Here is a 23627-nt window from a genome sequence, read left to right as displayed (position 1 = left end):
AGGTGTCGACAAAGGTTGCGCGGCGACTTCACGGGCATGCGATTGAGCGCGTTCGAGTTCAGCAGCTTCTTTGCGACGTTGTTCTTCCTTTATCTTACGTTGTTCATCTGCTTTACGCGCAGCCGCTTCCATTTCCGCCAGTTGACGGCGAGCCTGCGCCTCGTCCTGCATTCTTTGAGATTGTTCCAATTGTTTGGTGAGCATCGCGTGGGCCTCTTCAGGCACCAGTGGCTTACCAAACAAATATCCCTGCCCCATCGGGCAACCCATCGCGGTCAATTGATTGACAGCATCTTCGCTTTCAATGCCTTCAGCGACAAGATTGAGCTGGAGATCCTGTGCCAATTTTACAATCGATTGCAAGATGATCGGGGTTGCACCCTGCTCGTGTCCAACAAAAGACCTGTCGATCTTCAGCGTATCGAACGGGAAGTGCTGCAAATAGGACAGTGACGAATAACCGGTGCCAAAATCATCCAATGACAAACCAGCGCCAAGCGCTCGCAATTTATCGAGCACCTGAGAGGCATATTCAGGATTCGCCATCACTAGGCTCTCGGTCAATTCCAGCTTAAGTGTGCCCGGGTTGACGTCACAGCGAGACAGGATTGTTTTAACATCGTGGATCAAATCATGACGCAGCAATTGTTGCGAAGACACATTCACACTCATAAAGAGAGTGCTCGTGCCTTTCAGTTTCTGTTGCCATTGGTTGAGCTGACGTGCTGCTTGTTCCATGATGTGCAGGCCCAAGGGCACAATAAGGCCAGTGCGTTCAGCAGCAGGAATGAAATCAGACGGCGGTACGGCGCCGCGCTGAGGGTGGTTCCAACGCGCCAGCGCTTCAAATCCCTTGATCATACGGCTGTTCAGATCAACAATCGGCTGGAACACCACTTCAATTTCATTGCGATCCAATGCCGCAACCAGATCCTTATCAAGAGAGCTGCGACCTCTGCCTTGTTGACGTAAAGACGGACGGAACGGTTCGATACGATCGCCACCCATTCGCTTGGAATGATAAAGTGCCAATTCGGAATCATTGATCACATCAGCGGCGGTTTTGTGTGCCTGAATGTCCTGAATAGCGATGCCGATGGAGACCGACAGCGACAATTCACGATCACCAAAAACAATAGGAATCTTCAACGCCTTGCGCACACTATCAGCAAACACGGCAATGCGTTCTGGCTGTTGTTCCGAGATCAAAATAATGGCGAACTGATCCCCATAGAAACGCGCGATTGAATCCTGCGGTTTCAGCAAACGCGACAGACGCCGCGCGACCGTCAGGAGGATGGAGTCTCCGATAGACAGGCCAAAGGTGTCATTGATATTTCGGAAATTGTCGATATCCACCAACAAAATTGCGGGTTTGGCTGCACCTTCGACAATGGTACGAACCATCGCAGCATCCAAGCGATCCTGCAGCAACTCACGATTGGCCAGACCGGTTAGATTGTCATGGACGGCGTCATGAAGCAGACGGGCTTCGGCTGTACGTTGCTCGGTAATATCAAGCAATGTACCCACACAACGAACGACTTCACCATCGGTGCCAACAACGGGGCGAGCACGCAGCTTGAACCAGCGATAGTGACCGTCTTCGGCGCGCAGACGAAAATCCTGATTCACCCGGCCCCTACGCTGTTCGATGATTGCGTCAAGCATAGACGAAAAACGGTCTTTATCCTGGGTGTGTAAAAACTCCACCCAATCGCGGGCGTGACCATCAAGCGCCCCGCGCTTCAATCCCAACACCCGCTCGGTATCTCTTGATGTGTGGATCCTGTCGCGCGGCACGTCCCAGTCCCACACCATGTCTCCCGATCCGACGATCGCAAGCGCACGGCGTTCGCTGTCCGATACGATGCCTTGCGCCAGGATACCGCCTGAGAAGGCATGCTGCATAATAGTGAAGCAAAACAGCAAGACCAATAGCACCAAGCCGCCACTAAGGGCTGGCTGCACCAAATCATTGTCCAACAATCCCGCCACAGCGCTGCCCGAGGCCAACAGCCAAAGCAGTAGCAGTATCCAGGTCGGGATCAGCATGATCGCACGATCAAAACCGGTAAATGCCAGATAGAGAATGACGCCAAAACCGGCCACTGACGTCACAACCATCGACAAACGTGCGATACCGGCGCCTAACGATGGGTCATACAGTGCGACGCCCAACACAGCGAACAAGAAGATCAACCAGATGCCCGAGGCATGCAAGTAACGCACATGCCACCGATGAAGCGTCAGGTAGGTGAAGAGCAAGATAAGGATCGAGGCCGAAAAAACCACCTCGGCAACAGCGCGCCAAATTGGTTCGTATGTTGTGGGGATATCGAAAAGGCGCCCCATGAAACCAAAATCAATTGCCAGATAGGCGAGCACGGACCACGCAAGCAAAGCAGCCGCAGGGAACATTGCTGCGCCCTTGACCACAAACAAAATAACAAGAAACAGAGCTAACAGTCCGGCGATACCAAGAACAATGCCACGAAAGAAGGTGTAACTGTTGACATAGTCTTTATAGGCTTCAGGTTCCCACAGGCTCAAGCGAGGCAGGCTCTTATGGCTTTGCTCGCCGACAAATGTGACCACGTTGCCAGGGTCAAGTGTCACGCGGAAAACATCGGCTTCTGTATCAGGCACCCGCTCGGGCGCAAATCCTTGTGACGTGGAGATAGCAAATACGCGTTGCGCACCCAAATCGGGTTTGAGCAAGCCCGAGCCAGACATCCGGAAATGGGGCACAACAAGATAGCGGTCAATTTGGCGATCGGTGTTATTTGCCAGCGCAAAAACGAACCATCCGGGAATAACGCCTTGTTGGCGCGCGCGCACTTCGATTCGCCGGACAATGCCGTCAGGGCCAGGTGCCGTGGAGACTTGGATCCGGTCTCCGTCGCCCTCATAGCTCTCAACAACAGCACTCAGATCCAGTACTTTAATATCCGCTTTGACATCAACAGCTTCCACCGCCCAAGCAGCATTAAAAGATGCGAGCCCGAGCAGCGTTGCAAGTAACAAGGATATCAAGACGGATACGCGATTCACCAGTGGCCCTCATTTTCCAATATCTGCATTCTGGAGGATCGCAGACAGGTTCATCATAGTTAAAATTTTGCACCCTTTCGCACAAGGCGAAATTAGCAACTTTTGCCTTTTTCAAGCGGAAAGGCCGATCATTTCGGTGCAGACATGGTAAAGGTGCTGTATTGACGCCCAATTCACACCCTGCAAACACCTTCTCATGCAGATTTGTTGGAATTGTGCTGACCGAGCAATCGACCATATGATTCCCATAGTCTCCGCAAAAGCCTAGTCTGTCCAAAGGCTAATCAGAGACTGGTAAGATCTGATCGTAAAGCTGAGAAAAGCAGATGATCTTCCCACCGGCCATTGATGCATAAATAGCTACGCGCTTTGCCTTCTAACTGAAACCCTTGCTTCTTCAGCACCGCAATCGAGGCTTGATTGCTTGGCAAACAAGCAGCCTCCACGCGGTGAAGGCCCTGATAATCAACTAAATAGGGCAATAACAAGGCCAACGCACGGCTCATTTCGCCACGTCCGGCATGATCTTCCCCCATCCAATAGCCAATAGAGCCAGATTGGCAAATGCCACGGCGAATATTGGAGACATTCACGCCGCCAATCAGGCGATTGTCTTGGCGCCGAAAAATAAGATAAGGCAAGGCGCGACCGGTTCTGCGATCTTTCTGATATTGCTCCAGGCGCCGGCGATATCCCAGAGGGGTTAAATCATCCGCCGGCCAGATTGGCTCCCATGGGCGCAAGAAGTCGGCACTGGCCGCACGCAAATGTGCCCACTGGTGAAAATCACCCTTGGTTGGATGACGCAAATATAGATGGTGATCAGTGAGCGGGTCATGAAGTGCCGGGATAGAAGGTGCCCCGCTTAGCATGGAGCCAAGGGACGCTGACAATCGGCCAGAGGGGCTACTCGCTCCAAAGGAGCTGTATACGGCTGCTCTAGGGCGCATGACTTTGCCTTTCATAGCATGCAGCTTATTGAAAACCCAAGATTTGCCGGTTCTGTCATGGTTGCCAGCCATTTTCATAATTCCAGCTTCGTCCAGACCAACGGCCCGTATCTCAGACAGGTTGGTCATGAACCCGATTGCACATGTCGCGAAACCGCCCGGGTTAGCTGCTCATACCCGGGATGAACCCGAATAATTGCTGTTGGATTGAGACTTGCAGCTTTTGCCTTGGCCTTACCAATCAAACACTTAAAAGGACGCGCTTTTCGAGCCGAGCTCTTCGCTGGCAAATCATAACGCGAACCGCTTGAATAGCAAACATCAGATAACAATGCTGCTGAAGCAGTTTTAGCCGGGACTGAATAGTTTATCTACAGGACAATTACGTGGTTTGAATGCTTATCCGCAGATGTTCGTAGACCTGTTGGATGCACTTCCCAGACGAGCGGCGATGTCGTCGACTGGCATAAGCGCACCAACCGGCCCTACCGATGCCAATGAAGGCGCGGACCCCGTGATAATATCACCAGCAAGCTTTCTCACATCTTGAACGCTGATATGGGAGATCGAGTCGATCATTTCCTCAAACGAACGGGGCTTTCCAAACAGCATTTTCTGGCGGGCCAATTGGCCTGCGCGTGACGACGGACTTTCCATCCCCATCAACAATCCCGCTTTGATTTGAGCCCGAGACCGGCCAAGCTCTGCTTCGGTCAGATCTTCGGCTGCCCGTGCAAGCTCTCCGAGGATCACAGGCATCAGCTCTTCAAGATTATCGGCACCTGTCGCGGCATGCACTCCAAACAGGCCCGTATCAGCAAAACCCCAATGGAACGCATAGACGGAATAACAAAGCCCGCGCTTTTCGCGCACTTCCTGAAACAATCGGGACGACATGCCACCGCCTAGCATGGAGGCCAGAATTTGTGCCGTGTAAAAGTCGTCGTCCTTGTAGGACCGGCCCTCAAAACCCAAAACAACCTGTGCTTCCATCAATTCTTTTTGCACATCTCGTCGTTCCCCCCCCGCATATTGCGCGGAGCTCGGTACGCTGCAGGGCCTGTTCTCAATACTGGCAAAAGCTTCTTCACCAAGCGCAACCAACTCCTCGTGACGGACAGCGCCTGCGGCTGATAGAATCATCGATGGACCACGGTAATGGCTTGCCATATAGTTTATAATATCAGGAGAGGAAAATCCCTGCACGGTTTCTGATGTGCCCAGGATAGTGCGGCCCAGTGGCTGATCGGGGAAAGCCAGTTCCTGAATATGATCAAAGACCCTATCCTCAGGCATATCATGCACAGCACCGATCTCTTGCAAAATGACTTGCTTTTCGCGCCGCAATTCCTCGGCCTCGAATGCCGAATTGGTCAGAATATCGCCTAGGATATCCACGGCCAACGGCAAATCTTCTTCTAGAATGCGCGCATAATAAGAGGTATTTTCAATTCCTGTTGAGGCGTTGACGTCGCCTCCCACAGCCTCGATTTGCTCGACAATATCAGTCGCAGAGCGTTTTTTTGTGCCTTTGAAGGCCATATGTTCAAGAAGGTGCGAAATACCATGTTGATTGTCCTGCTCCAAGCGGGAGCCCGCAGCGACCCAGACTCCGACGGCGGATGATTTCAAATGCGGCATTTCATCGGAAAGAACTGTCATGCCATTGGCAAGCTGGGTCATATTTACGGTCAAACTTATACTCCCTTTCCCCGCCCATTGTCGGGGAGACTAATAAATCAAAATCAAGGCCGCGCCCGGAGTGGGCTGCGGCCTTGATTTGGCTATTTTTTATCGCTTGCAGCCCGTGCATGGGCAAGAATAAAGGCTTCTACCTTTTCCAACGAATTATCGATGACTGTCAGGCGCTCGTCACGCTCCAATAGATCGGATAGCCACACTGGCAAAGCCGGGTATTGCCCCGACGCCTCGACAACAGCCGCCGGGAATTTGGCCGGGTGTGCCGTTGACAGGACAATCATTGGAGCCTCTGGCATTTCCGCATCTTTTTCCACGGCGCGTATTTTGCGCGCAACGTGAACACCAACGGCAGAATGCGGATCCAGTAGATAGCCGCTATCCGCAAGAACAGATTTGATCGTTGCCGCTGTCTCCGCTTCACTGGCGCGTTCGGCAGCAAATACTTGTCGCAACCTCTCCATTGGTTTGTCTGCAATGGAGAAGCATCCCGATTGTTTGAGCCCTGACATCATGCGCACGACGGCTTCGCTGTCTCTGTCGTGGACCTCAAACAATAGGCGTTCAAAGTTTGAGGAGACCTGAATATCCATACTTGGCGACACTGACGGGGTCACTCCGAGCACATCATAGCTACCGGTTTCAAGCGTCCGAGCCAAAATATCATTTTGGTTGGTCGCAATCACCAGTTTTTCGATGGGCAAGCCCATCTGTTTGGCAACAAAGCCTGCGAAAATGTCACCAAAATTGCCGGTTGGAACAGTGAAGGATATCGCACGGCCGGGGGCCCCGAGCGACACAGCAGACGAGAAATAATATACAACCTGAGCCATGATACGACCCCAGTTGATGGAATTGACCCCGGACATTGCGACGGTGTCGCGAAAGCTCTCATGAGCGAACATATCCTTGAGCAGGCCCTGACAATCGTCAAAATTGCCTTCTAGCGCGATGCAATGCACATTGTCATCCAGCACAGATGTCATCTGGCGCTGTTGTACCGGCGATACTTTGCCATGTGGGAACATAATGAAAATATCGGTGTTGGCGCGGCCTCGGAAGGCTTCGATCGCGGCACCGCCAGTATCCCCAGAGGTTGCGCCAATAATAGTGGCGCGCGCTCCGCGCTGGTCCAAGACAAAGTCCATCACACGCGCCAGCAGTTGCATAGCAACATCTTTGAAGGCCAACGTTGGTCCATGAAACAACTCCAACACAAATTCGTTGGAGCCGGTTTGCACCAAAGGAGCCACCGCATCATGCCGGAAAGTGGCATAAGCTTCGTTGATCATGGTTTGAAAGATGTCTTTGGGAATGTCGCCTTCGACATAAGGCCACATCACTGCAAAGGCTATATCGGCATAGCTCTTGCCGGAGAGAGCTGCAATTTCCTCGTCGCTCAGCGTCGGCCAGATTTTGGGTACATAGAGGCCTCCATCATTGGCCAACCCCGCCAGAATTGCGTCACAAAAGCCAAGTTCGGGCGCATTGCCCCGTGTGCTGACATATTTCACGTCTCAATAAGCCTTTTAATTATGCGCTTAAATTGTGCGCCAGACTAAGCCGGCAGGCGCTGTATTACTCGCGCGGCACCCTACATGCTCCGCATTTTCAGGGCAAGAGTCGAATAGGCCCCGCCCACTCGTCTATAACCGCTAAACCAAATAAACAAAAAGCAGCGCAGAAATTTCTGCGCTGCTTTTTTCGAAAGGCATCTGGGTAGATCAACGATTTTATCTAAGATCGTCTATTCAGCTGCAATCTGGGACCGTAACAAGCCTTTGGTGGCCGGTATCGCCGGAATCGCCCGTGACCGTTCGCTTATAGATGTGTCCATCGCCTGTACGGCAACGTTCAGTATCTGCGAAACGTCACTGACTGATCCTTCAAGATTGCTTGCGGACAGAGTGTCTTTGCCGTCCAGCTCTGACTTCTTCAAATGAAAACGAAGTTGTTGTTCTTCCAACAAACGCAGCCCTGCCTGCAAAACATCCGCTTTGCTAGCAAACCGCCCTGTTGCAACTTGTTCGGTGATCAGTTTTTCGAAATAAGAGCCTATTTCAACCGCATTTTCTTCGTTATCCACGCCTGTCTTGCCTTTCCTTGGTTCGCCTTGCCATCCTTTATCAAGCCATGAGAAATTGATGTGCCGCATCACTCTCAAAGCTTGATATTCGATACAAACAAGAAGGCCCTACGCGAAACGCTTTTGCTCTGCCCCGTCGCGTATGACCTTGTTTGCGACCTGCCTCTTTCGGGTTTCTGTTCAGATTTTATTCTGCTTCAGACACCGGACAATACCGCCTCACTCATATCGTGGTCCAAGTTTCGCAACCTGCGCAGCAATTGAAAATGATTCTTTGCATCTTTTGGTAACTATGATGACAAGCGCTTTTTTGACTTTCCACAAATCCGTTGGGTTAATTTGTGTAAGCCTCTGACAAGTTTGCCTTCCCGAGCTGTCAATAATGTTTGATGCAATAATGTTGTTATTTTTTGCAGTGGATTTATTGCTTCACTTATCCCCAGTCGTACCCTTTTCGTTCCCACTGTAACCATGTCTCTCTTCGCCCTGCCGTTAACGCTTGGGGATGCGTCCTGCTGCTGAGTTTGCAGGTGGGGGATATATTCAACGGTGGGTTAATACGTAATAACGGCTCATGGGCGTCAAACCAGAAAAACACCTAACCAATTGATATGTATTATATATTCATCTATTTCAGACATTACATATCTGTCATTTACGTTTGATTAACCTCCGAATCAGTTCTCCCGTGCAGTTTCTTGATAAAATTGTTAAAATTGGATTCAAATATCGACCTCGGCCAGCCGGCCAGCCCATCCATGTATGATTTTCAATCCTCATGCTTGGTACAAAAGGAATAAAGTCGTGACCCATCAACCGGAACGTCGCCAAGCCGATAGACAGCGCGTCCTCAAGGGCGGCAAAGTATTTTACAAGAATTATTCGATCTCCATGGACTGCACCATCAAAGATGAGAGCAGCACGGGCATGAAGATTAAAATGGATGCCAACTGTGCTTTACCAAGTGATGTTGCTTTGCTCAACCGTAAGGATGGAAAGCTGGCAGACGCTCACATCGTCTGGAAACACGGGGATCTATTGGGTGTGAAATTTTCATCCAAAATGGAAGATGTCCGCAGCTTTGCCAAAGCCGATATTCGCCGCATGTCGATCATCGCCACGCGCGGTTGATCATGCCTGACAAGTAAGACAGCTTCATCTCGCACGGATGATGGGCGTGGACCTAGCACAAGGTCTGCGCCCTTTGCTTTTTTGGCAGAGGGCCGCTCACTTTTTAAAGGGAGCCATGCCGCGACGGGCCAGTTCATCGGCGCGTTCATTGCCATCTTGGCCCGCATGTCCCTTCACCCAATGCCATTCAACTTTGTGTCGTTTGAGGGCTTCATCGAGTTGTTGCCACAGTTCAGCATTTTTGACCGGCTTTTTGGCTGCGGTTTTCCAACCATTTTTCTTCCAGCCATGGATCCAGCCTGTGATACCGCCTTTAACATATTGACTGTCTGTATACAGGTCGATCTCGCACGGTCGCTTCATTGCTTCTAGCGCCGAGATTGCGGCTTGAAGCTCCATTCGGTTATTTGTTGTGTCTGCCGCGCCGCCACAAAGCTCTTTTTCATGCTCGCCAAACAACAACAAAGCGCCCCAGCCGCCTGGTCCCGGATTTCCGGAGCATGCTCCGTCGGTATAGATGGTAATTCTGCTCATTGATCTGTTCCGTGTCTGATTGGCGCGAATCTTAAATGCGTTGGCTCTGTCTAGCCACTGCCCCATAGGATGGCAAGTGGAGGACAACAGGATCGGCAAGTCGCTTGCCTGATGAAGGCAGCCAGTGTAGTGCTTGGCCCACAGACAAGACGAGCAGGACTGACAGCATGACCGATTTAGATAAAGACGCTTTGGCCGAGGCCTACAACACCGCCCTGACACTGGAAAAAGAAGGCCGGTTTGATGAAGCCGCACAGGCTTACAAACAGGTTTTAAGCCTTGATCCTGATGATCATGCCGGTGCGTCGGTGCGGATGGCTGCAATGTCCCGCGGTCCTGTGCCAGACAAGGCCCCTGTCGCCTATGTTGCGACCCTGTTTGATCAACATGCCGCAGCGTTTGAAAAAATACTGGTGGATGATCTTGGGTACGCGGTCCCGATGATGGTGCGCGACATGATCATCAATTTTCAGCCTGAACGTCAGTTTGCCCGCATGCTTGACCTTGGCTGCGGCACCGGTCTGACCGGCATCGCCATGAAGGGCAAAGCGGATGAGATGATCGGCGTTGATATTTCCACCGGCATGCTCGACGAAGCCTATGACAAAGAAGTTTACAACGACCTCTACGCCGGTGATGTGGTGGATTTTTTACGCGACATTGAAGACGATGGCGGCGATGATGCATCAGGCTGGGATTTGATCGTGTCCACCGACGTGTTGCCTTATCTTGGGGATTTGACCGAAAAATTCCAACATGTTGGTCGCTGTCTTGACGCAGGTGGTCTGTTCGCATTCTCCTCGGAAACATTGCCAGAAGCAGACTTTGGCGGCCTGGAGTATAAGGTTGGAGTCAAGCAACGGTTTGCCCACTCCGAAATCTACATTCGCCGTCTTCTGGCTGAAAACAAGATGGATGTGAAGCATTTTCAGGCGATTGTCGTGCGCATGGATGAGGGCAATCCAATCTATGGCCATTTGGTTCTGGCAGAAAAACAGAGCGGTTAGAAAGCTCCCTATCCCAGATACTGTCGCTCCAGCTCAATCAATCTTTGTTTGCGCCAAAGTCCACCGCCATACCCCGTAAGGCTGCCGTCTGCACCAAGGACCCTATGGCAGGGAATGACAATGGCTATTTGATTGGCCCCGTTGGCGCGTGCCACAGCACGGGTGGCTTGGGGTCTTCCTAGATCACAAGCAAGAGCACCGTAGGATCGGGTTTGTCCTGCAGGAATATCCCTAAGGGCCCGCCAGACATCCTTGGTAAAGGCACTGCCATGCAGGGCCAATGGTGTTTGAAAGCGGGCGTCGGTCCCCTCAAAATAGGCTTGCAGCTCACGCTCGATTTGGTCGGTCGGGGCAAAACGTCCAAAACCCAAACTGCCATTGGCCCCTTGCCAAAGCTTTTTCAACTCGCCCGGCAGCGCCTTGCGACCGACAAATTCCAACAAATGCAAATTGGACGCATCACAGACCGCGATCATAGAACCGAGCGGCGTTTCGATCCAGTCAGCGCGCAGCAAAGCTTGTTTGCTAAAGGCAGCGGGGGCCAGCCCCAGCAGGCGCGCGAACGCCTCGCGGAAAGCAGAAGCCGATGCAAAACCGGCATCCTGTTGTGCATCAATCACGCGGGCCCCCTCAGACAGGCTGTCAAAACTGTCTCGCAAGCGTGAATGGCGGGCCATTTCTAAAAAGGTCATACCGTAGCGACGTTTGAAAGATCGGCGCACGGTAGAGGGATCAAATCCCATCTTTGAAAGATCGGCTTCCCGCCACACTCGGGATGTATCGGCCTCCAGTTGGGTGAGCAAGGTTTGAACCATTGGATCAACCTCCCCTCCTGCAGCCATAGGGTGGCAGCGTTTGCAAGGACGAAACCCTGCCTCCAGACAGGCACCGACGGTGTCGTGAAAGCTGCAATTCTCGCGTTTGGGCTTGCGGGCAGGACAGGTCAATCGACAGAAAATCCCGGTTGTTCGCACTGTCACATATGCCCGACCATCCCACTGAGGATCGCGTTTGAGCAAAGCATCATAAAGAATGTCATCATTTGGCAGAAAATATAACATGATGCCTTTATAGCGCGTGTGCGTGACAGGTGCGCCGAAAAACGGGCAGCTATTGATTAATTCATCCTCGGGAGAGAGTAAATATCGTCTTGACTTTGTGCGCCGTGCCCCGCAGTTTGCTTGCAAGGGGATAAATGTCGCATCCTCTTTTAGTGCTTTTCAACATCCCGGTGATGAAAGGTACAAGGTCAGCGGGAGAGCGTATCCAGCTTTCATGCAAAGATACCGCCGAAGGAGCAACCGCCTCGGAAACTCTCAGGCACAAGGGACCGCCCGACCAGCGACGCTCTGGAAAGCAGCAGCGAGCGATATTTTCGCCCGTTTGCTCACCGAAGGAAGCAACTGCATCTCTGTGCGTTCAGAAATGCGGGAAATCTCTCAGGTTTCTGTGACAGAGGAGGCACCGATGCAATCAGACGCCCTGTTTTAAGGGTGATCTTAACGCACCCGTGCAACCCCGAGCCCGCTTGATGCGCCGCTCCAGACAGAAGAGAGAAGCCATGGTAGATTTAAGCACGGCAATAAAAACACCTTTATATGATTTACACGTTGCCCTTGGCGGCACTCTTGTTGACTTTGCCGGCTACGCCCTGCCCGTACGTTATCCCGCGGGCATCATGGCCGAGCATGTGCACTGTCGCGACAGCGCTGCCTTGTTTGATGTCTCCCACATGGGGCAAGCGTTGCTTGTCGGACCAGACCATGAAACAACAGCCCGCGCTCTGGAAGCACTGACGCCCTCCGCTTTTATCAAGCTTGGTCTTGGGCGCATGCGCTATAGTGTTTTGCTGAATGATGAGGGCGGCATTATTGATGATTTCATCGTCACACGCCCTGAAGATGCCAATCTGGATGGCACGTTGATGCTGGTGGTCAATGGCGCTTGCAAAGAGGGTGACTATGCGCACCTGAATGCCAAGTTGCCCGCCAATGTGAAATTGACCCCACTTGACGACAAAGCTCTGATCGCACTGCAAGGCCCCAAAGCCATTGATGCGCTGGCGCGGCATTCGTCCAAAGCCGATGCATTGACCTTCATGTCGTACACCATTGACGTAGTCGACGGTATTGAAGTGGTGATCTCGCGGTGTGGCTACACCGGCGAAGATGGCTTTGAATTGTCCTGTGCGGCTTCTGATGCCGAGCAGTTGGCCAAGATTTTGTTGGCTGAGCCCGAAGTAGAACCAACAGGTTTGGGCGCGCGCGACAGCTTGCGGTTGGAAAGCGGTTTATGTCTTTATGGGCATGACCTGACAAGCGACATTGACCCCGCAGAGGCCGATTTGGGATGGGCCATCCAGAAACGCCGCCGCGAAGAAGGTGGGTTCCCCGGTGAAGCACGCATTCTGGCCGGGTTGCAAGACGGGCCTGCCCGTATCCGCGTTGGCTTGCGCTTGCTAGGCAAAGCACCTGCGCGCGAAGGAACAGAAATTCAAGATCTGGATGGCAATGCCATCGGCACCGTGACATCGGGTGGCTTTGCGCCAACCTTGCAGTCTCCCATTGCGATGGGCTATGTGACGCCGGACTTTGCCAAGCCGGGCAGCAAAGTCAAACTGCTGGTGCGTAAACGGGTATTGGACGCGGAAGTCGCCTCCATGCCGTTTGTGCCGCAACGCTATGTCCGCAAGCTTTGAACGACTGATCCGAAATGAGGTGCTGATCTGCCCCATTTCCTCTCACAACCTCAATATGACGATTGATAAGGGACCTAACCCATGAGCACATATTTTACCGACGATCATGAGTGGATTACCGTCGAAGGCGACGTGGCCACCATCGGGATCACAGATTTTGCACAAAGCCAGCTGGGTGATATCGTATTTATCGAATTGCCGGACATTGGCAAAACGCTGGAAAAAGGCGATGAAGCCGCTGTCGTGGAGAGCGTAAAGGCCGCTTCAGAAGTCTTTGCACCGATTGATGGAGACGTTTTGGAAGTCAATTCCGGTCTGGAAGAGGATCCTGCTCTGGTCAACAGCGAAGCCGAAGGCAAAGCCTGGTTTATCAAAGTGAAAATTGCAGATGCCAGCCAATTTGAAGATTTGATGGATGCCGATGCCTACAAAGCCCATGTCGCCGAACAGGGCTAATTAACACTCAAAAACCAAGCCAGCCCGGTATATCCGTTTATCGGGCTGGCTCGTTTTCTCTTGGCTTGCCACCTAATTAGGCTTCCAGCAACACGATCGCGGGATGTAGTTTTTCATATTGTTGATTGAGAATTTTCAACATACCCAGCTTATGCATGGGGCGCCCGAACAGATATCCTTGCCCATACTCGCAGTTTTGACTGCGTAAAAACTCGGCCTGTTCTTCGGTTTCCACCCCTTCTGCGACAATTTTCAGCCCCATGCCTTGAGCAAGGTTGATAATGCCCCGCACTAATTTTCGTTCTGCCTCATTGTCGGTAATCTGCATAACAAACGACCGATCAATCTTGAGCGTATTGAGTGGTAAGCTGTTTAAATATCCGAGATTGGAGTAGCCGGTACCAAAATCATCCATCGCCAGAGAGATGCCCTTGTCGGCGAATTTTGACAGCATTTTGGCGGCCGCTACAGTGTCTGTAACATCGGCGCTTTCTGTGATTTCTAGGGTGAGATATTGCGGATCAAAACCGCAACGATCCAGATGCGTCAGCAATTCCTTTGGAAGATCGGGATTGTTTAGCTGTAAGGGTGACAGGTTGACCGAAAGATTGAGCATAAAGCCTGCCTTATGCCAGGCAACCACATCTTGACAAGCCTGACGGACGATCCAATCGGATAACTCATCAATGATGCCGGACGCCTCGGCAATCTCGATGAACTCCATTGTAGGGATCTGTCCCTGTTCTGGGTGAAACCAGCGGACCAAGGCTTCAACGCCAGTAATCATGCGCTGATCGGACGTATCATCTAACATAACCTGCGGTTGATAATAGACTTCCAACCCGCCATTATCATGCGACAACGCATGCCTTAAATCGGTCTCCAATTTCATGCGATGATATAGAGCTACGCTCATTTCAGGCTCATAGAGCGTGTATGTTCGACGACCACGATTCTTCGCCGCATAAAGTGCCAAATCAGCATCGCGCAACAACTCATCCAAAGAGCTTGACAGTTCAGGGTAGCAGGAGATTCCTACCGAGGTTGAAATGCAGATTTCATTGTCATTCAACTGGAAGCTCGATGATAAGGATGCAATAATTCGTTCAGCGGCATATTTTACGATTGGCCAGTCCAGTTTGATCAAAATAGCAAACTCATCTCCACCCAAACGGGCGACAACCGCGTCCGTATCAGCGACAATACCAACCAAACGTCCAGCTGCTTGCTTCAAAAGGAGATCGCCCATTGGATGGCCAAAGGTGTCGTTCACATCCTTGAACTTATCCAGATCAAGCAACAGGAAATAGAAACGCTCGCCATTCTCATCCGCTTCACGAATGAACTGTGCCATTTTTTCATTCAGATAGGCGCGGTTGCCCAAACCTGTCAGCGAGTCATGTTCCGCCAGAAAACGAACCTGTGCCTCACGCGCCTTGGTTTTTTGCTCTTGCCGTCTGGATCGGTAGACTTCCGCACCGAGCAAAGCGAGAATAAGCCCTCCCCCTGCCGCAGATGTCAGCAGAAGGGCATCCAATGATTTGAGCGCACCATTGAGTTTTTCCTGCAGCAAGGAGGCTCTGTCTTGACGATCCTGAGCGATATGTGTTGCCACCCGTGCCAGAGAGCCATCAAAATTGTCTAGCCGCTGCTGGATAGCTTCATAGGCTTCCAAATCCCCGGGAGTTAGCTTTTGAATCAAGGGATCAACTTCGTGCAATGACTTTTTCAGATTAACAATAAAGTTTTTCAGATCGCTGGTTGCGGCCTCAGGCATCTCACTATCGGTGATCCGCATAGAAAAGACACGGCTCCAGAAAATATCGAACCAAGTGATCACTTCTTGATGACCGACTTTGATGCTTTCAAGGGGTTGATCGGATTGAGAAGCAACAGGCCGATCATTCTGGTGAACATAGGCCGACAGTTTCGCACTCAAGCGCCGAAACTCCAGTTCAAGACGCAACCCTTCGTCCCGCCCCGAGATAAGTTGATACCCTTCAGCAATTTGCGTGCGCAGCCCGTCGACCTTTTTAAATTGTGAAAATTCAATGAGCAGCAGCAGCGCGACGGCAGCCAAATAGATGAGCGCCAATAATTTGAAATGCTTTTTCATTTCACAACAATATCTTTGATTTGCCAGACATATCGAGCGGCGTATCTTTTATCATCCAACTCTTCATTGCCATCCAGGGGATAAATGATGCGTGTTGGGCCGCGGGTTCGCATTGATAGTTTTTTGCCGTTTTTCTCCATTGCCAGCAAAACGTCATATTCAAAATATTCTTTGAATGGTATGACTGCGCGGTAATCGTCATGTGCAGTAAATTCGATTTTTTCGCCTTTAGCCCCAACACGAGTCAAAAGATCCCTCATTAAGATTCCACACCAATCAGATTCATTCGAGGAATAAATGGTACGGGTATGGAGTGTTCTCATACCCAACGCTTCCAGCATCCTTCGATCGAAACGCGCTTTGCCGGAGCCATTATGCTCTGAGATATTACCCGAAATGGTGAGAACAACTGCACCGGAAGGCTTTGGTAATCCCTCAGCCAGTGCGCATGAGGCAGCGCCAAAAAGCGAGAACAACACCAAGACAGCTGCGCCTATTGAATAGACAGATCTTACAATCCAATTGGCCTTGTTGCTTGACTGCACCATTGTATTCCCTCGAACTCCACTTCGGAGTTGAGAAGATCATAGCGGTATTCACAAATGGTAAAGGATAGCAAAAGCCGCCAAATCGCGACTATATCGAGTTGTGTTTCGGCCACTATGGTTACCAAAAGGTAACCAGCTGCCGCAGGCCCTTGTCAAAACAGCCTAGTGGTGAGCAGCATCCGTTGCAAAACCGCTGATGATTGTTTGATGGTTCGAATTATCAATCACTTGAGCGGCTAGTCACTCAGGTCTAGGAAAGCGTAAAAGATCTCAATATTTAGGTTTCTGCGCTAATGCTCTTGCCAGTCTTTGAGTGCTTCCAATGTGGCAGGCACATCAGCAAGGCGCCGAACAACCGTCTCGGCACCACCACCCATCAGATGCTCTCCATGTCCGGGGTAGCTGTGGCTGGCACCGGTGAAACCGATAACACGCATGCCAGCTTGCACCGCGGCCTGAACACCGTGGACGCTATCTTCAATCACAAAACAAACTTTGGGGTCAACGTCTAGAACCGTTGCCGCATGCAAGAAGACGTTTGGATCTGGTTTGGGGGCTTTGGTGCCCACTTCCTGTGCCGAATAGACATAGGGGCGAAAACGATCCCACAAGCCTGTACGGCGCATGTTGGCCTCCAGCTTGTCAGAGTTGGTGTTGGAACAAACACACCGTGCGTAGTCGAGCTGGTCGAGCATTTCATGAGCGCCGTCGATCACCTGCAGTTTCTCCAAGCGCTTTTCTGCACGTTCTTCAATGCGCTGGATAATGTCAAACGGCAGATTACGTTCGAGTTGTTCTTCGATCTTGGCAATGATCTCGACATTGGTCATGCCGGCATAAGTGCTGGAGATATCTTCAACACTCATTTCAAGATCTTCTTCCTGAAAAACCTCAACAGTCGCTTTTGACCACAAGATTTCTGAATCGACCAACGTTCCATCGCAGTCAAAGATCACCAGCATAATTTTTATCCTTAATCAAAGTGTCAGATGCGCTTTTCAAAAGCTGAGCTTTGCCGTGTCTGCGCGCGGAAAGACATGAACCGTTCTGGCCACGAGGTCAATGCCGTCTTTGATCAAAATTGCCTTCTATTCTTTATTCAACGGGCTCTTGGGGCGATCGAATGGCCTTGAATAACCAAACAGCAAATACCAGAACCAAAACGATGGCAAGACCAAACCAAGTCAGCGCATATTGCAAATGGGTATTGGTAAAGGTGATGCGCGTCTCTCCCCCCTGCGGCAATCCGTTAACACCCTGCCCTTGGGTCAGATCGATCCAGTAGGGCGCTGTCTTGGCAGGATCGAGTTTAAGATAGTCAGCCATTTCGTTAACCTGCCTCACGATCCAGACATTTTTGATCTTGTCGGCGGCTGGGCTGTTCCAGTTTTTGGGCTCATCAAAGCGCATCAGTCCCGTCAGTGTTTGTTCGCCTTCGACCAATGTTTCGGGGCGGCTTTGCGGCTCTTTCATTGCATCTGGGACAAAACCACGGTTGACGATCACATCCCAACCCTGCGATGTGATAAACCGGCTGAGAATAAGATATCCAGGGCCACCATAAGCCCCCCCCTGCGGTCTCCCCAACGCAAACCAGACATGCACTTCGCTGGCGTGATCATAAGTACCGGTAACGGTGACGGGGGTGTAGACATGGGTGTCACGAGAAACCGAGGCCCATTGATCCGGCCCCGGCGCTTCGATGGGAGCAGAGGCAACACGGCTGTCCACATCTGAAATCAATTGCTCTTTCCATGCCAACCGCGCCACTTGCCAGTTGCCAAGAGAAATCAGGATGCCCAACGCGGCAAGCGCGCCCAAACAAAAGAGCCAAAATGTCGGTTTATAAATGGATTTCGACACGAAAGTTGCTCCGCTCCGTGATAGGAATGTGTTTCAGTTGCCATTGGACAAGAATGTAAAATGAAACTCAAGACAGATAGCTATGCTTTTCGCTTTTTTGCGCTGAATTTTTTTGTGCCGTTAGCCGTACATGTGCTGGTTGCCATACTCGCAACATTGGGGCCCGATCTGCGCCAATTGTTCGTTGCGTTGGCTGTGATTGCGGCAATCAACGCGTCAAACCTTGCCTTGGCAGTTTATTATAAAGGCTGGCCACGCATCAGTTTTCTGGCAATCACCGCCTTCAACATTTTGTCTCTATTCGCGATGGGGGCTTTGTCATTCTTTACGTCGCTGTTTGGTTGGGTGGATATCGTACCCGACTTGGTTAAATTGCTTCATTCGGTCTGATCATCCTTTGCCGCATTGTCTTGCGAACCGATGGTTTGCCCCTGCATTGCATTGGTGAAGAATTGTTGTGCGATCAGCGCCCCTTTGAGCCAATATAAGAATGCCAGACAAAGTCCTATGGTCAAAGGCAACCAAATGAGCAAAAGCAGCCATAAGGGTGGTTCATAGCTGAATTCAGTGTAGAGAACGCCACCCATAGCCAGAAAACCGACAATCATCATTACAAAAACCGCCGGGCCATCACCACTGTCTGCAAAGGAATAGTCAAGGTCACAGGTCTCGCACCGATCTGCAATTTTCAAAAACCCTTTATAGAGCTTGCCTTGACCGCAACGAGGGCACTTGCCCGCAAATGCGGATTTGAACAAGGTTCCTTTGATTGACTGATCCATCTTGCCTATACTCCTCAAATGCGGTCTTATATTGGTACAATACTCTGTCAAATTTGTACCGAAATCCGGTGGCACAAATCAAAAAGGGTGGTCCGTTTGAACCACCCTTCTAAACTTGCAATCAGAAAACCACTAGTGTCCAGCGACTACGCCGCCTGCATTGCCCCAGAGATAGATAGAAACAAACAGGAACAGCCACACCACGTCAACGAAGTGCCAATACCATGCAGCGGCTTCGAAACCAAAATGCTTGTCTTGGGTAAAATCGCCTTTGTAGGCACGGACCAAACAGACAATCAAAAAGATTGTTCCGACAAAGACGTGAAAACCATGAAAACCGGTCGCCATAAAGAAGGTAGCACCATAGATGCTTTCCTTGAAGGCAAATGGTGCTTCCGCATATTCGTAAATCTGTACACCGGTAAAGATAGACCCTAAAATAACAGTTAGGACCAGCCCCCATTTCAGACCGTCACGATCGCCTTCGATCAGCGCATGATGCGCCCATGTGACCGTCGTGCCGGATGTCAGCAACAAAAGCGTATTGAACAGGGGCAAATGCCAAGCGTCAATCACTTCAATACCGACCGGAGGCCACTGACCACCAGTGAATTCAGCGCGAGCATATTGCTGGACTTCACCTGCAAACAAGCTGGCATCAAAATATGCCCAGAACCACGCCACAAAGAACATGACTTCGGACGCAATGAACATAATCATGCCATAACGCAAGTGCAGCTGCACCACAGGGGTATGATGCCCCTCATGGGATTCCTTGATTACATCGCCCCACCAGCCCATCATGGTGTAGAGCACACCCAACAGACCAATCAGCATGAACCAAATCGGCCCATCATGGAAATAAGTGATCGCGCCAACTGCCATAACAAAGGCCGAAACGGAGCCAATGAACGGCCACGGGCTAGGATCTATAATGTGGTAGTCGTGGTTTTTGGTATGAGCCTCAGCCATAGTTGGGTCCTCCCAAGTTCCTAAAATTGTTCGGCACGTTTACCGCACCAGAATTTTGATTAACTGCCTGCGCTTACACTTTTGGGGCCCACGCCTGTAACGGTCGATATCGTTTCAGGTTGTGGGGCATCAAAGCTTGCCGCTTCTTCTTCCTCTTTTTTGGGAAAGAAGGTGTAAGACAGGGTGATTGTTTTGATGGATGCCATGTTAGGGTCTTTGTCGATGTCAGGGTCGACAAAGAATATCACAGGCATGTCCACAGTTTCTCCAGACTTGACCGTTTGCTCGGTAAAGCAGAAGCATTCCAGTTTGTTGAAATAGATGCCTGCCGCTTGAGGCGTGACATTGAAAGTAGCCGTGCCAGTCGATGGCGATGCCCCAAGATTGACGACCTGATAAGACGCCTGCCCTGTCTCGCCAACTTTAAGCGTGATGGGTGCGTCAGAAGGTTTGAACCTCCAATTGAGGTCACCGGAAACGTTAGCATCAAAGCGAACTGTAACATTGCGATCAATAATATCGACCGGTGCGGCATCAGCTTCTTGCGTGGTGCCACCGTAGCCAGTCACCTGACAGAAAAGCTGATAGAGAGGCACCGAGGCATATGCCATACCAACCATGCAACCAACAAATATGACGAGGCCATAAGCCAAGCGCTGATTGGCGCGGCTTGGGTCCTGTTTGTCATTCTTTGCTGATATAGTTGTCTTGTCGGTCATGCGATCAAGGTGTCTTTCTTCAAGCTAGACTGGCTTAGATGTTAAACCGGTTCAGTAGCATTGCTATGGGTCTGACTTACATCGTGCGATTGAGAACGTCCGGCCCCATTTTAACGATGGTGATGGCGTAGAACATGACCACAAGCAGACCAAGCGTCACTGCAATGGCAACAGAGCGATTGCGTTGGCGTTTTTTCTGTTCGTCGGTCAATTGAATTTTACCAACAATCTCAGTCATTCTAGTCTCCTTTAGGGGCTGGTGCTGCGCAGCCGTTAAACAAGCGCAGGCAGCATGGTCAGTCCCAACATATGCTCGGCCAGAAGTGTGGCGTAGAGCGCAAACAAATAGAGGATCGAAAAGGCAAACATCTGTCCGGCAGCTTTTTTGGCTGCTTCACCCTCGCGGATCGTATAGACGCGGACAGCGGCGCTCAGGAACACCAAGCCAAGCAAGCCGGACAAAATTGCGTAAGTGACGCCTGCAAAGCCCAATGCAGCAGGCACCATGCCAAGAGGCACAACAATCACGGTGTAAAGCAAGATTTGCGACCGTGTCACAGCTTCGCCAGCCACAACGGGCAACATCGGGATGCCTGCCTTTTTGTAATCGTCACTCTTGATCAAAGCCAGCGCCCAGAAGTGAGGCGGTGTCCACATAAAGATGATGAGGAACAGCACAATGGATTCGACAGTAACCGTACCGGTGACAGCCGCCCAACCGATCATTGGAGGCAAGGCCCCTGCCGCGCCACCAATAACTATATTCTGGGGCGTCGAACGCTTGAGCCACATGGTATAAACCACGGCATAAAAGAAAATCGTAAAGGCCAGAAGGCCGGCAGCCAGCCAATTAATCAGCAAACCCAACACCAACACGGATGCAACGGACAGTGTCAATCCAAAGCCTAGCGCTTCGCCGCGCGTGATGCGACCGGCAGGAATAGGACGATTGGCGGTACGCTTCATGATCGCGTCGATATCGGAATCGTACCACATATTCAAAGCGCCTGATGCTCCGCCGCCGACAGCGATGCAGAGTATGGCGATGAACCCCTCAAGAGGATGCAGCGTGCCCGGTGCGATAACCAGACCAACAAGCGCAGTGAAGACCACCAGAGACATCACCCGTGGCTTTAGCAGCGCGATATAATCGCTCACATCGGCTCCGCCAAAATCCACACGTGCGATGTCTGCACCTGTCAATGTGGCAGCGGGATCTGTTTGGTCCATAATGGTCATTTTGCACTCGTTTGTTTGTTCAGACTATCCAGATAGAATCTGCGGAGGGTTTGGTCATTCCCGCCAGAATGTGTTCTTTATCTAGCTGTCCTTGAAAGGATCGCCGGCAGATCGGCGATCCCTGATATTTTAGGCCCATTCAAGCTTTACTTGATTTTGGGTAGCTCTTCCCACTGGTGGAACGGAGGAGGAGAAGGCAACTGCCATTCCAAAGTGTCCGCACCTTCACCCCACGGGTTATCCGCCGCTTTTCGTTTTTTGGCAAAAGCCTCAAAAACGCCATACAGGAAGATAACGACAGCACACAGAGTGATGTAATAGCCGTAGGAAGATACCGCATTCCAGCCTGCATACGCGTCTGGATAGTCGACATAACGACGGGGCATACCCTGAAGGCCGAGGAAATGCTGTGGCATGAAGATCAGGTTCACGCCGATAAACATGATCCAGAAATGTAGGCTACCGATTTTCTCGTTATACATGATGCCGAACATTTTCGGGAACCAGTAGTACCAAGCCGCAAAGATGGCAAACACAGCACCCAAAGACAGCACATAGTGGAAGTGAGCCACCACATAGTAGGTGTCATGCAAGGCCCGATCGAGACCGGCGTTTGCCAGCTGCACACCCGTCACACCACCAACGGTGAACAGAAAGATGAAACCGATGGCCCAGAGCATAGGTGTGCGGAAAGAAATCGATCCGCCCCACATTGTGGCGATCCACGAAAAGATCTTCACACCCGTCGGCACCGCAATCACCATTGTGGCAAACAGGAAGTAGGCTTGTGTATCGACATCCAGCCCAACGGTAAACATGTGGTGCGCCCACACGATAAAGCCAACCACACCAATGGCGACCATGGCATAAGCCATACCGAGATAGCCAAAGATAGGCTTGCGAGAGAAAGTTGAAATGATGTGCGAGACCACGCCAAAACCTGGCAATATGAGAATATACACTTCTGGATGACCGAAGAACCAGAACAGATGCTGATACAGGATCGGGTCGCCACCGCCTTCAGGTTTAAAGAAGGACGTATCAAAGTTGCGATCTGTCAGCAGCATGGTGATGGCACCAGCAAAAACCGGCAGCGACAACAACAGCAAGAAAGCAGTAACCAACACGGACCAGGCAAACAGCGGCATTTTATGCAGGGTCATTCCCGGTGCACGCATATTGAAAATGGTCGTAATGAAGTTGATCGCTCCCAAGATAGAAGCCGCACCAGACAGGTGCAACGACAGAATGGCAAAATCCATAGCAGGACCAGGGTGACCACCAGGACCAGAGCTGGATAAAGGCGGATATGCCGTCCAACCGCCACCAAAGCCGTTGGAGCCACTGGGGCCTTCTACAAACAGCGAAATGATCAGCAGAGCAAAGGATGGTGGCAACAGCCAGAAGGAGATGTTGTTCATCCGCGGGAAGGCCATGTCCGGCGCACCAATCATAATGGGTACGAACCAGTTACCAAAGCCACCAATCAGCGCAGGCATCACCATGAAGAAGATCATGATCAGGCCGTGGCCTGTGGTAAAGACGTTGAACATGTGTGGATTAGAGAAAAATTGCATCCCCGGCTCATGCAGCTCAAGGCGCATGGCTCCGGAGAGCAAACCACCGATAATACCGGCACAAATCGCAAAGATAAGATACATCGTACCAATATCTTTGTGGTTGGTTGAATAGACCCAGCGCTTCCAGCCTGTTGGCGTGTGGTGCGCATCATGGGTAGCAGATGATGACATTGTTTGCTCCCTTAGCTCTTGGT

21 protein-coding genes, 1 pseudogene and 1 riboswitch are annotated in these 23627 nt (G+C 51.1%); of the genes and pseudogenes, 5 read left to right on the top strand and 17 right to left on the bottom strand.

Going from position 1 to position 23627, the window contains the following annotated elements:
- Positions 1-174: 174 nt before the first annotated feature.
- The 5 genes and pseudogenes from C0081_RS22005 to C0081_RS21985 form a co-directional block, all read right to left on the bottom strand.
- Positions 175-3036: pseudogene (locus C0081_RS22005) on the bottom strand (EAL domain-containing protein); the annotation flags it as partial.
- Positions 3037-3338: 302 nt separating this feature from the next.
- Positions 3339-3926, bottom strand: a complete 588-nt coding sequence (locus C0081_RS22000; RefSeq protein WP_101536058.1) for a GNAT family N-acetyltransferase — start codon at positions 3924-3926, stop codon at positions 3339-3341.
- Between the two features lie 477 nt (positions 3927-4403).
- Positions 4404-5687, bottom strand: coding sequence for a M16 family metallopeptidase (locus C0081_RS21995; protein ID WP_245418044.1), 1284 nt, complete (start codon positions 5685-5687; stop codon positions 4404-4406).
- Between the two features lie 101 nt (positions 5688-5788).
- The gene (thrC, locus tag C0081_RS21990) at positions 5789-7216 is read right to left on the bottom strand and encodes a threonine synthase (RefSeq protein ID WP_101535877.1); all 1428 of its coding nucleotides are present in this window, start codon (positions 7214-7216) and stop codon (positions 5789-5791) included.
- A gap of 233 nt (positions 7217-7449) precedes the next feature.
- The gene (locus tag C0081_RS21985) at positions 7450-7788 is read right to left on the bottom strand and encodes a ribbon-helix-helix domain-containing protein (RefSeq protein WP_180967017.1); all 339 of its coding nucleotides are present in this window, start codon (positions 7786-7788) and stop codon (positions 7450-7452) included.
- A gap of 804 nt (positions 7789-8592) precedes the next feature.
- On the opposite strand from C0081_RS21985, the gene C0081_RS21980 reads away from it, so the two are divergent.
- Positions 8593-8919, top strand: coding sequence for a PilZ domain-containing protein (locus C0081_RS21980; protein WP_180967016.1), 327 nt, complete (start codon positions 8593-8595; stop codon positions 8917-8919).
- Positions 8920-9015: 96 nt separating this feature from the next.
- Here the strand turns inward: C0081_RS21980 and rnhA are convergent, their stop codons facing one another.
- A complete protein-coding gene (rnhA, locus tag C0081_RS21975; protein WP_101535874.1) occupies positions 9016-9453 on the bottom strand; it encodes a ribonuclease HI in 438 nt (145 codons plus the stop codon).
- Between the two features lie 167 nt (positions 9454-9620).
- On the opposite strand from rnhA, the gene C0081_RS21970 reads away from it, so the two are divergent.
- Positions 9621-10460, top strand: coding sequence for a class I SAM-dependent methyltransferase (locus C0081_RS21970; protein WP_101535873.1), 840 nt, complete (start codon positions 9621-9623; stop codon positions 10458-10460).
- Positions 10461-10468: 8 nt separating this feature from the next.
- Here the strand turns inward: C0081_RS21970 and C0081_RS21965 are convergent, their stop codons facing one another.
- Positions 10469-11521, bottom strand: coding sequence for a bifunctional transcriptional activator/DNA repair enzyme AdaA (locus C0081_RS21965; RefSeq protein ID WP_101535872.1), 1053 nt, complete (start codon positions 11519-11521; stop codon positions 10469-10471).
- A gap of 182 nt (positions 11522-11703) precedes the next feature.
- Positions 11704-11804, top strand: a riboswitch (glycine riboswitch).
- A gap of 217 nt (positions 11805-12021) precedes the next feature.
- Here C0081_RS21965 and gcvT point away from each other — a divergent pair.
- Both gcvT and gcvH read left to right on the top strand, forming a co-directional pair.
- The gene (gene gcvT, locus C0081_RS21960; protein ID WP_101535871.1) at positions 12022-13158 is read left to right on the top strand and encodes a glycine cleavage system aminomethyltransferase GcvT; all 1137 of its coding nucleotides are present in this window, start codon (positions 12022-12024) and stop codon (positions 13156-13158) included.
- An 81-nt stretch (positions 13159-13239) separates the two neighbouring features.
- Entirely contained in the window at positions 13240-13614 is a 375-nt protein-coding gene (gcvH, locus tag C0081_RS21955; RefSeq protein ID WP_101535870.1) for a glycine cleavage system protein GcvH, read from the top strand.
- A gap of 76 nt (positions 13615-13690) precedes the next feature.
- Here the strand turns inward: gcvH and C0081_RS21950 are convergent, their stop codons facing one another.
- The 4 genes from C0081_RS21950 to C0081_RS21935 all read right to left on the bottom strand — a co-directional run bounded on the left by C0081_RS21950 (position 13691) and on the right by C0081_RS21935 (position 18141).
- Positions 13691-15730, bottom strand: coding sequence for a putative bifunctional diguanylate cyclase/phosphodiesterase (locus C0081_RS21950; RefSeq protein WP_101535869.1), 2040 nt, complete (start codon positions 15728-15730; stop codon positions 13691-13693).
- Positions 15727-16209, bottom strand: coding sequence for a putative pterin-binding protein (locus C0081_RS21945; protein ID WP_245418043.1), 483 nt, complete (start codon positions 16207-16209; stop codon positions 15727-15729). Before C0081_RS21945 ends, C0081_RS21950 begins: the two co-directional genes overlap by 4 nt.
- A 359-nt stretch (positions 16210-16568) precedes the next feature.
- Complete coding sequence (locus C0081_RS21940) at positions 16569-17240, bottom strand: HAD family hydrolase (protein WP_101535867.1); 672 nt, start codon at positions 17238-17240, stop codon at positions 16569-16571.
- 133 nt (positions 17241-17373) lie between these two features.
- Positions 17374-18141 (bottom strand): SURF1 family protein, encoded by a 768-nt coding sequence (locus tag C0081_RS21935; RefSeq protein WP_101535866.1) that lies wholly within the window; start codon positions 18139-18141, stop codon positions 17374-17376.
- Between the two features lie 60 nt (positions 18142-18201).
- Between C0081_RS21935 and C0081_RS21930 the strand changes: the two genes are divergently transcribed.
- Positions 18202-18531, top strand: a complete 330-nt coding sequence (locus C0081_RS21930) for a hypothetical protein (protein WP_101535865.1) — start codon at positions 18202-18204, stop codon at positions 18529-18531.
- Here C0081_RS21930 and C0081_RS21925 read toward each other — a convergent pair.
- The 6 genes from C0081_RS21925 to ctaD form a co-directional block, all read right to left on the bottom strand.
- Positions 18519-18923, bottom strand: a complete 405-nt coding sequence (locus C0081_RS21925; protein WP_101535864.1) for a DUF983 domain-containing protein — start codon at positions 18921-18923, stop codon at positions 18519-18521. The genes C0081_RS21930 and C0081_RS21925 overlap by 13 nt on opposite strands.
- Positions 18924-19055: 132 nt before the next feature.
- On the bottom strand, positions 19056-19895 hold the full coding sequence (locus C0081_RS21920) for a cytochrome c oxidase subunit 3 (RefSeq protein ID WP_101535863.1): 840 nt from the start codon (positions 19893-19895) through the stop codon (positions 19056-19058).
- A gap of 59 nt (positions 19896-19954) precedes the next feature.
- On the bottom strand, positions 19955-20614 hold the full coding sequence (locus C0081_RS21915; protein ID WP_101535862.1) for a cytochrome c oxidase assembly protein: 660 nt from the start codon (positions 20612-20614) through the stop codon (positions 19955-19957).
- A gap of 76 nt (positions 20615-20690) precedes the next feature.
- On the bottom strand, positions 20691-20852 hold the full coding sequence (locus C0081_RS23330) for a hypothetical protein (protein ID WP_180967014.1): 162 nt from the start codon (positions 20850-20852) through the stop codon (positions 20691-20693).
- A 35-nt stretch (positions 20853-20887) separates the two neighbouring features.
- Entirely contained in the window at positions 20888-21853 is a 966-nt protein-coding gene (locus tag C0081_RS21910; protein WP_245418024.1) for a heme o synthase, read from the bottom strand.
- Between the two features lie 146 nt (positions 21854-21999).
- On the bottom strand, positions 22000-23604 hold the full coding sequence (ctaD, locus tag C0081_RS21905) for a cytochrome c oxidase subunit I (RefSeq protein WP_101535860.1): 1605 nt from the start codon (positions 23602-23604) through the stop codon (positions 22000-22002).
- Between the last annotated feature and the right edge of the window lie 23 nt (positions 23605-23627).

The sequence above is a fragment of the Cohaesibacter celericrescens genome (assembly GCF_002866925.1).
GTDB lineage: Bacteria > Pseudomonadota > Alphaproteobacteria > Rhizobiales > Cohaesibacteraceae > Cohaesibacter > Cohaesibacter celericrescens.
Note: the sequence above shows the minus strand (reverse complement) of the source record. Positions and strands in the feature narration are given on the sequence as shown.

Excerpts from the sequence above, each read along its gene's own strand:
- C0081_RS21940 (WP_101535867.1), bottom strand. The coding sequence starts at position 17,240 with ATGCTGGTGATCTTTGACTGCGATGGAACGTTGGTCGATTCAGAAATC.
- C0081_RS21970 (WP_101535873.1), top strand. The coding sequence starts at position 9,621 with ATGACCGATTTAGATAAAGACGCTTTGGCCGAGGCCTACAACACCGCC.
- C0081_RS21915 (WP_101535862.1), bottom strand. The coding sequence starts at position 20,614 with ATGACCGACAAGACAACTATATCAGCAAAGAATGACAAACAGGACCCA.
- C0081_RS21925 (WP_101535864.1), bottom strand. The coding sequence starts at position 18,923 with ATGGATCAGTCAATCAAAGGAACCTTGTTCAAATCCGCATTTGCGGGC.
- gcvH (WP_101535870.1), top strand. The coding sequence starts at position 13,240 with ATGAGCACATATTTTACCGACGATCATGAGTGGATTACCGTCGAAGGC.
- C0081_RS21930 (WP_101535865.1), top strand. The coding sequence starts at position 18,202 with ATGAAACTCAAGACAGATAGCTATGCTTTTCGCTTTTTTGCGCTGAAT.
- C0081_RS21910 (WP_245418024.1), bottom strand. The coding sequence starts at position 21,853 with ATGACCATTATGGACCAAACAGATCCCGCTGCCACATTGACAGGTGCA.
- C0081_RS21995 (WP_245418044.1), bottom strand. The coding sequence starts at position 5,687 with ATGACCCAGCTTGCCAATGGCATGACAGTTCTTTCCGATGAAATGCCG.
- C0081_RS22000 (WP_101536058.1), bottom strand. The coding sequence starts at position 3,926 with ATGCTAAGCGGGGCACCTTCTATCCCGGCACTTCATGACCCGCTCACT.
- C0081_RS21950 (WP_101535869.1), bottom strand. The coding sequence starts at position 15,730 with ATGAAAAAGCATTTCAAATTATTGGCGCTCATCTATTTGGCTGCCGTC.
- gcvT (WP_101535871.1), top strand. The coding sequence starts at position 12,022 with ATGGTAGATTTAAGCACGGCAATAAAAACACCTTTATATGATTTACAC.
- ctaD (WP_101535860.1), bottom strand. The coding sequence starts at position 23,604 with ATGTCATCATCTGCTACCCATGATGCGCACCACACGCCAACAGGCTGG.
- C0081_RS23330 (WP_180967014.1), bottom strand. The coding sequence starts at position 20,852 with ATGACTGAGATTGTTGGTAAAATTCAATTGACCGACGAACAGAAAAAA.
- C0081_RS21965 (WP_101535872.1), bottom strand. The coding sequence starts at position 11,521 with ATGTTATATTTTCTGCCAAATGATGACATTCTTTATGATGCTTTGCTC.
- C0081_RS21920 (WP_101535863.1), bottom strand. The coding sequence starts at position 19,895 with ATGGCTGAGGCTCATACCAAAAACCACGACTACCACATTATAGATCCT.
- rnhA (WP_101535874.1), bottom strand. The coding sequence starts at position 9,453 with ATGAGCAGAATTACCATCTATACCGACGGAGCATGCTCCGGAAATCCG.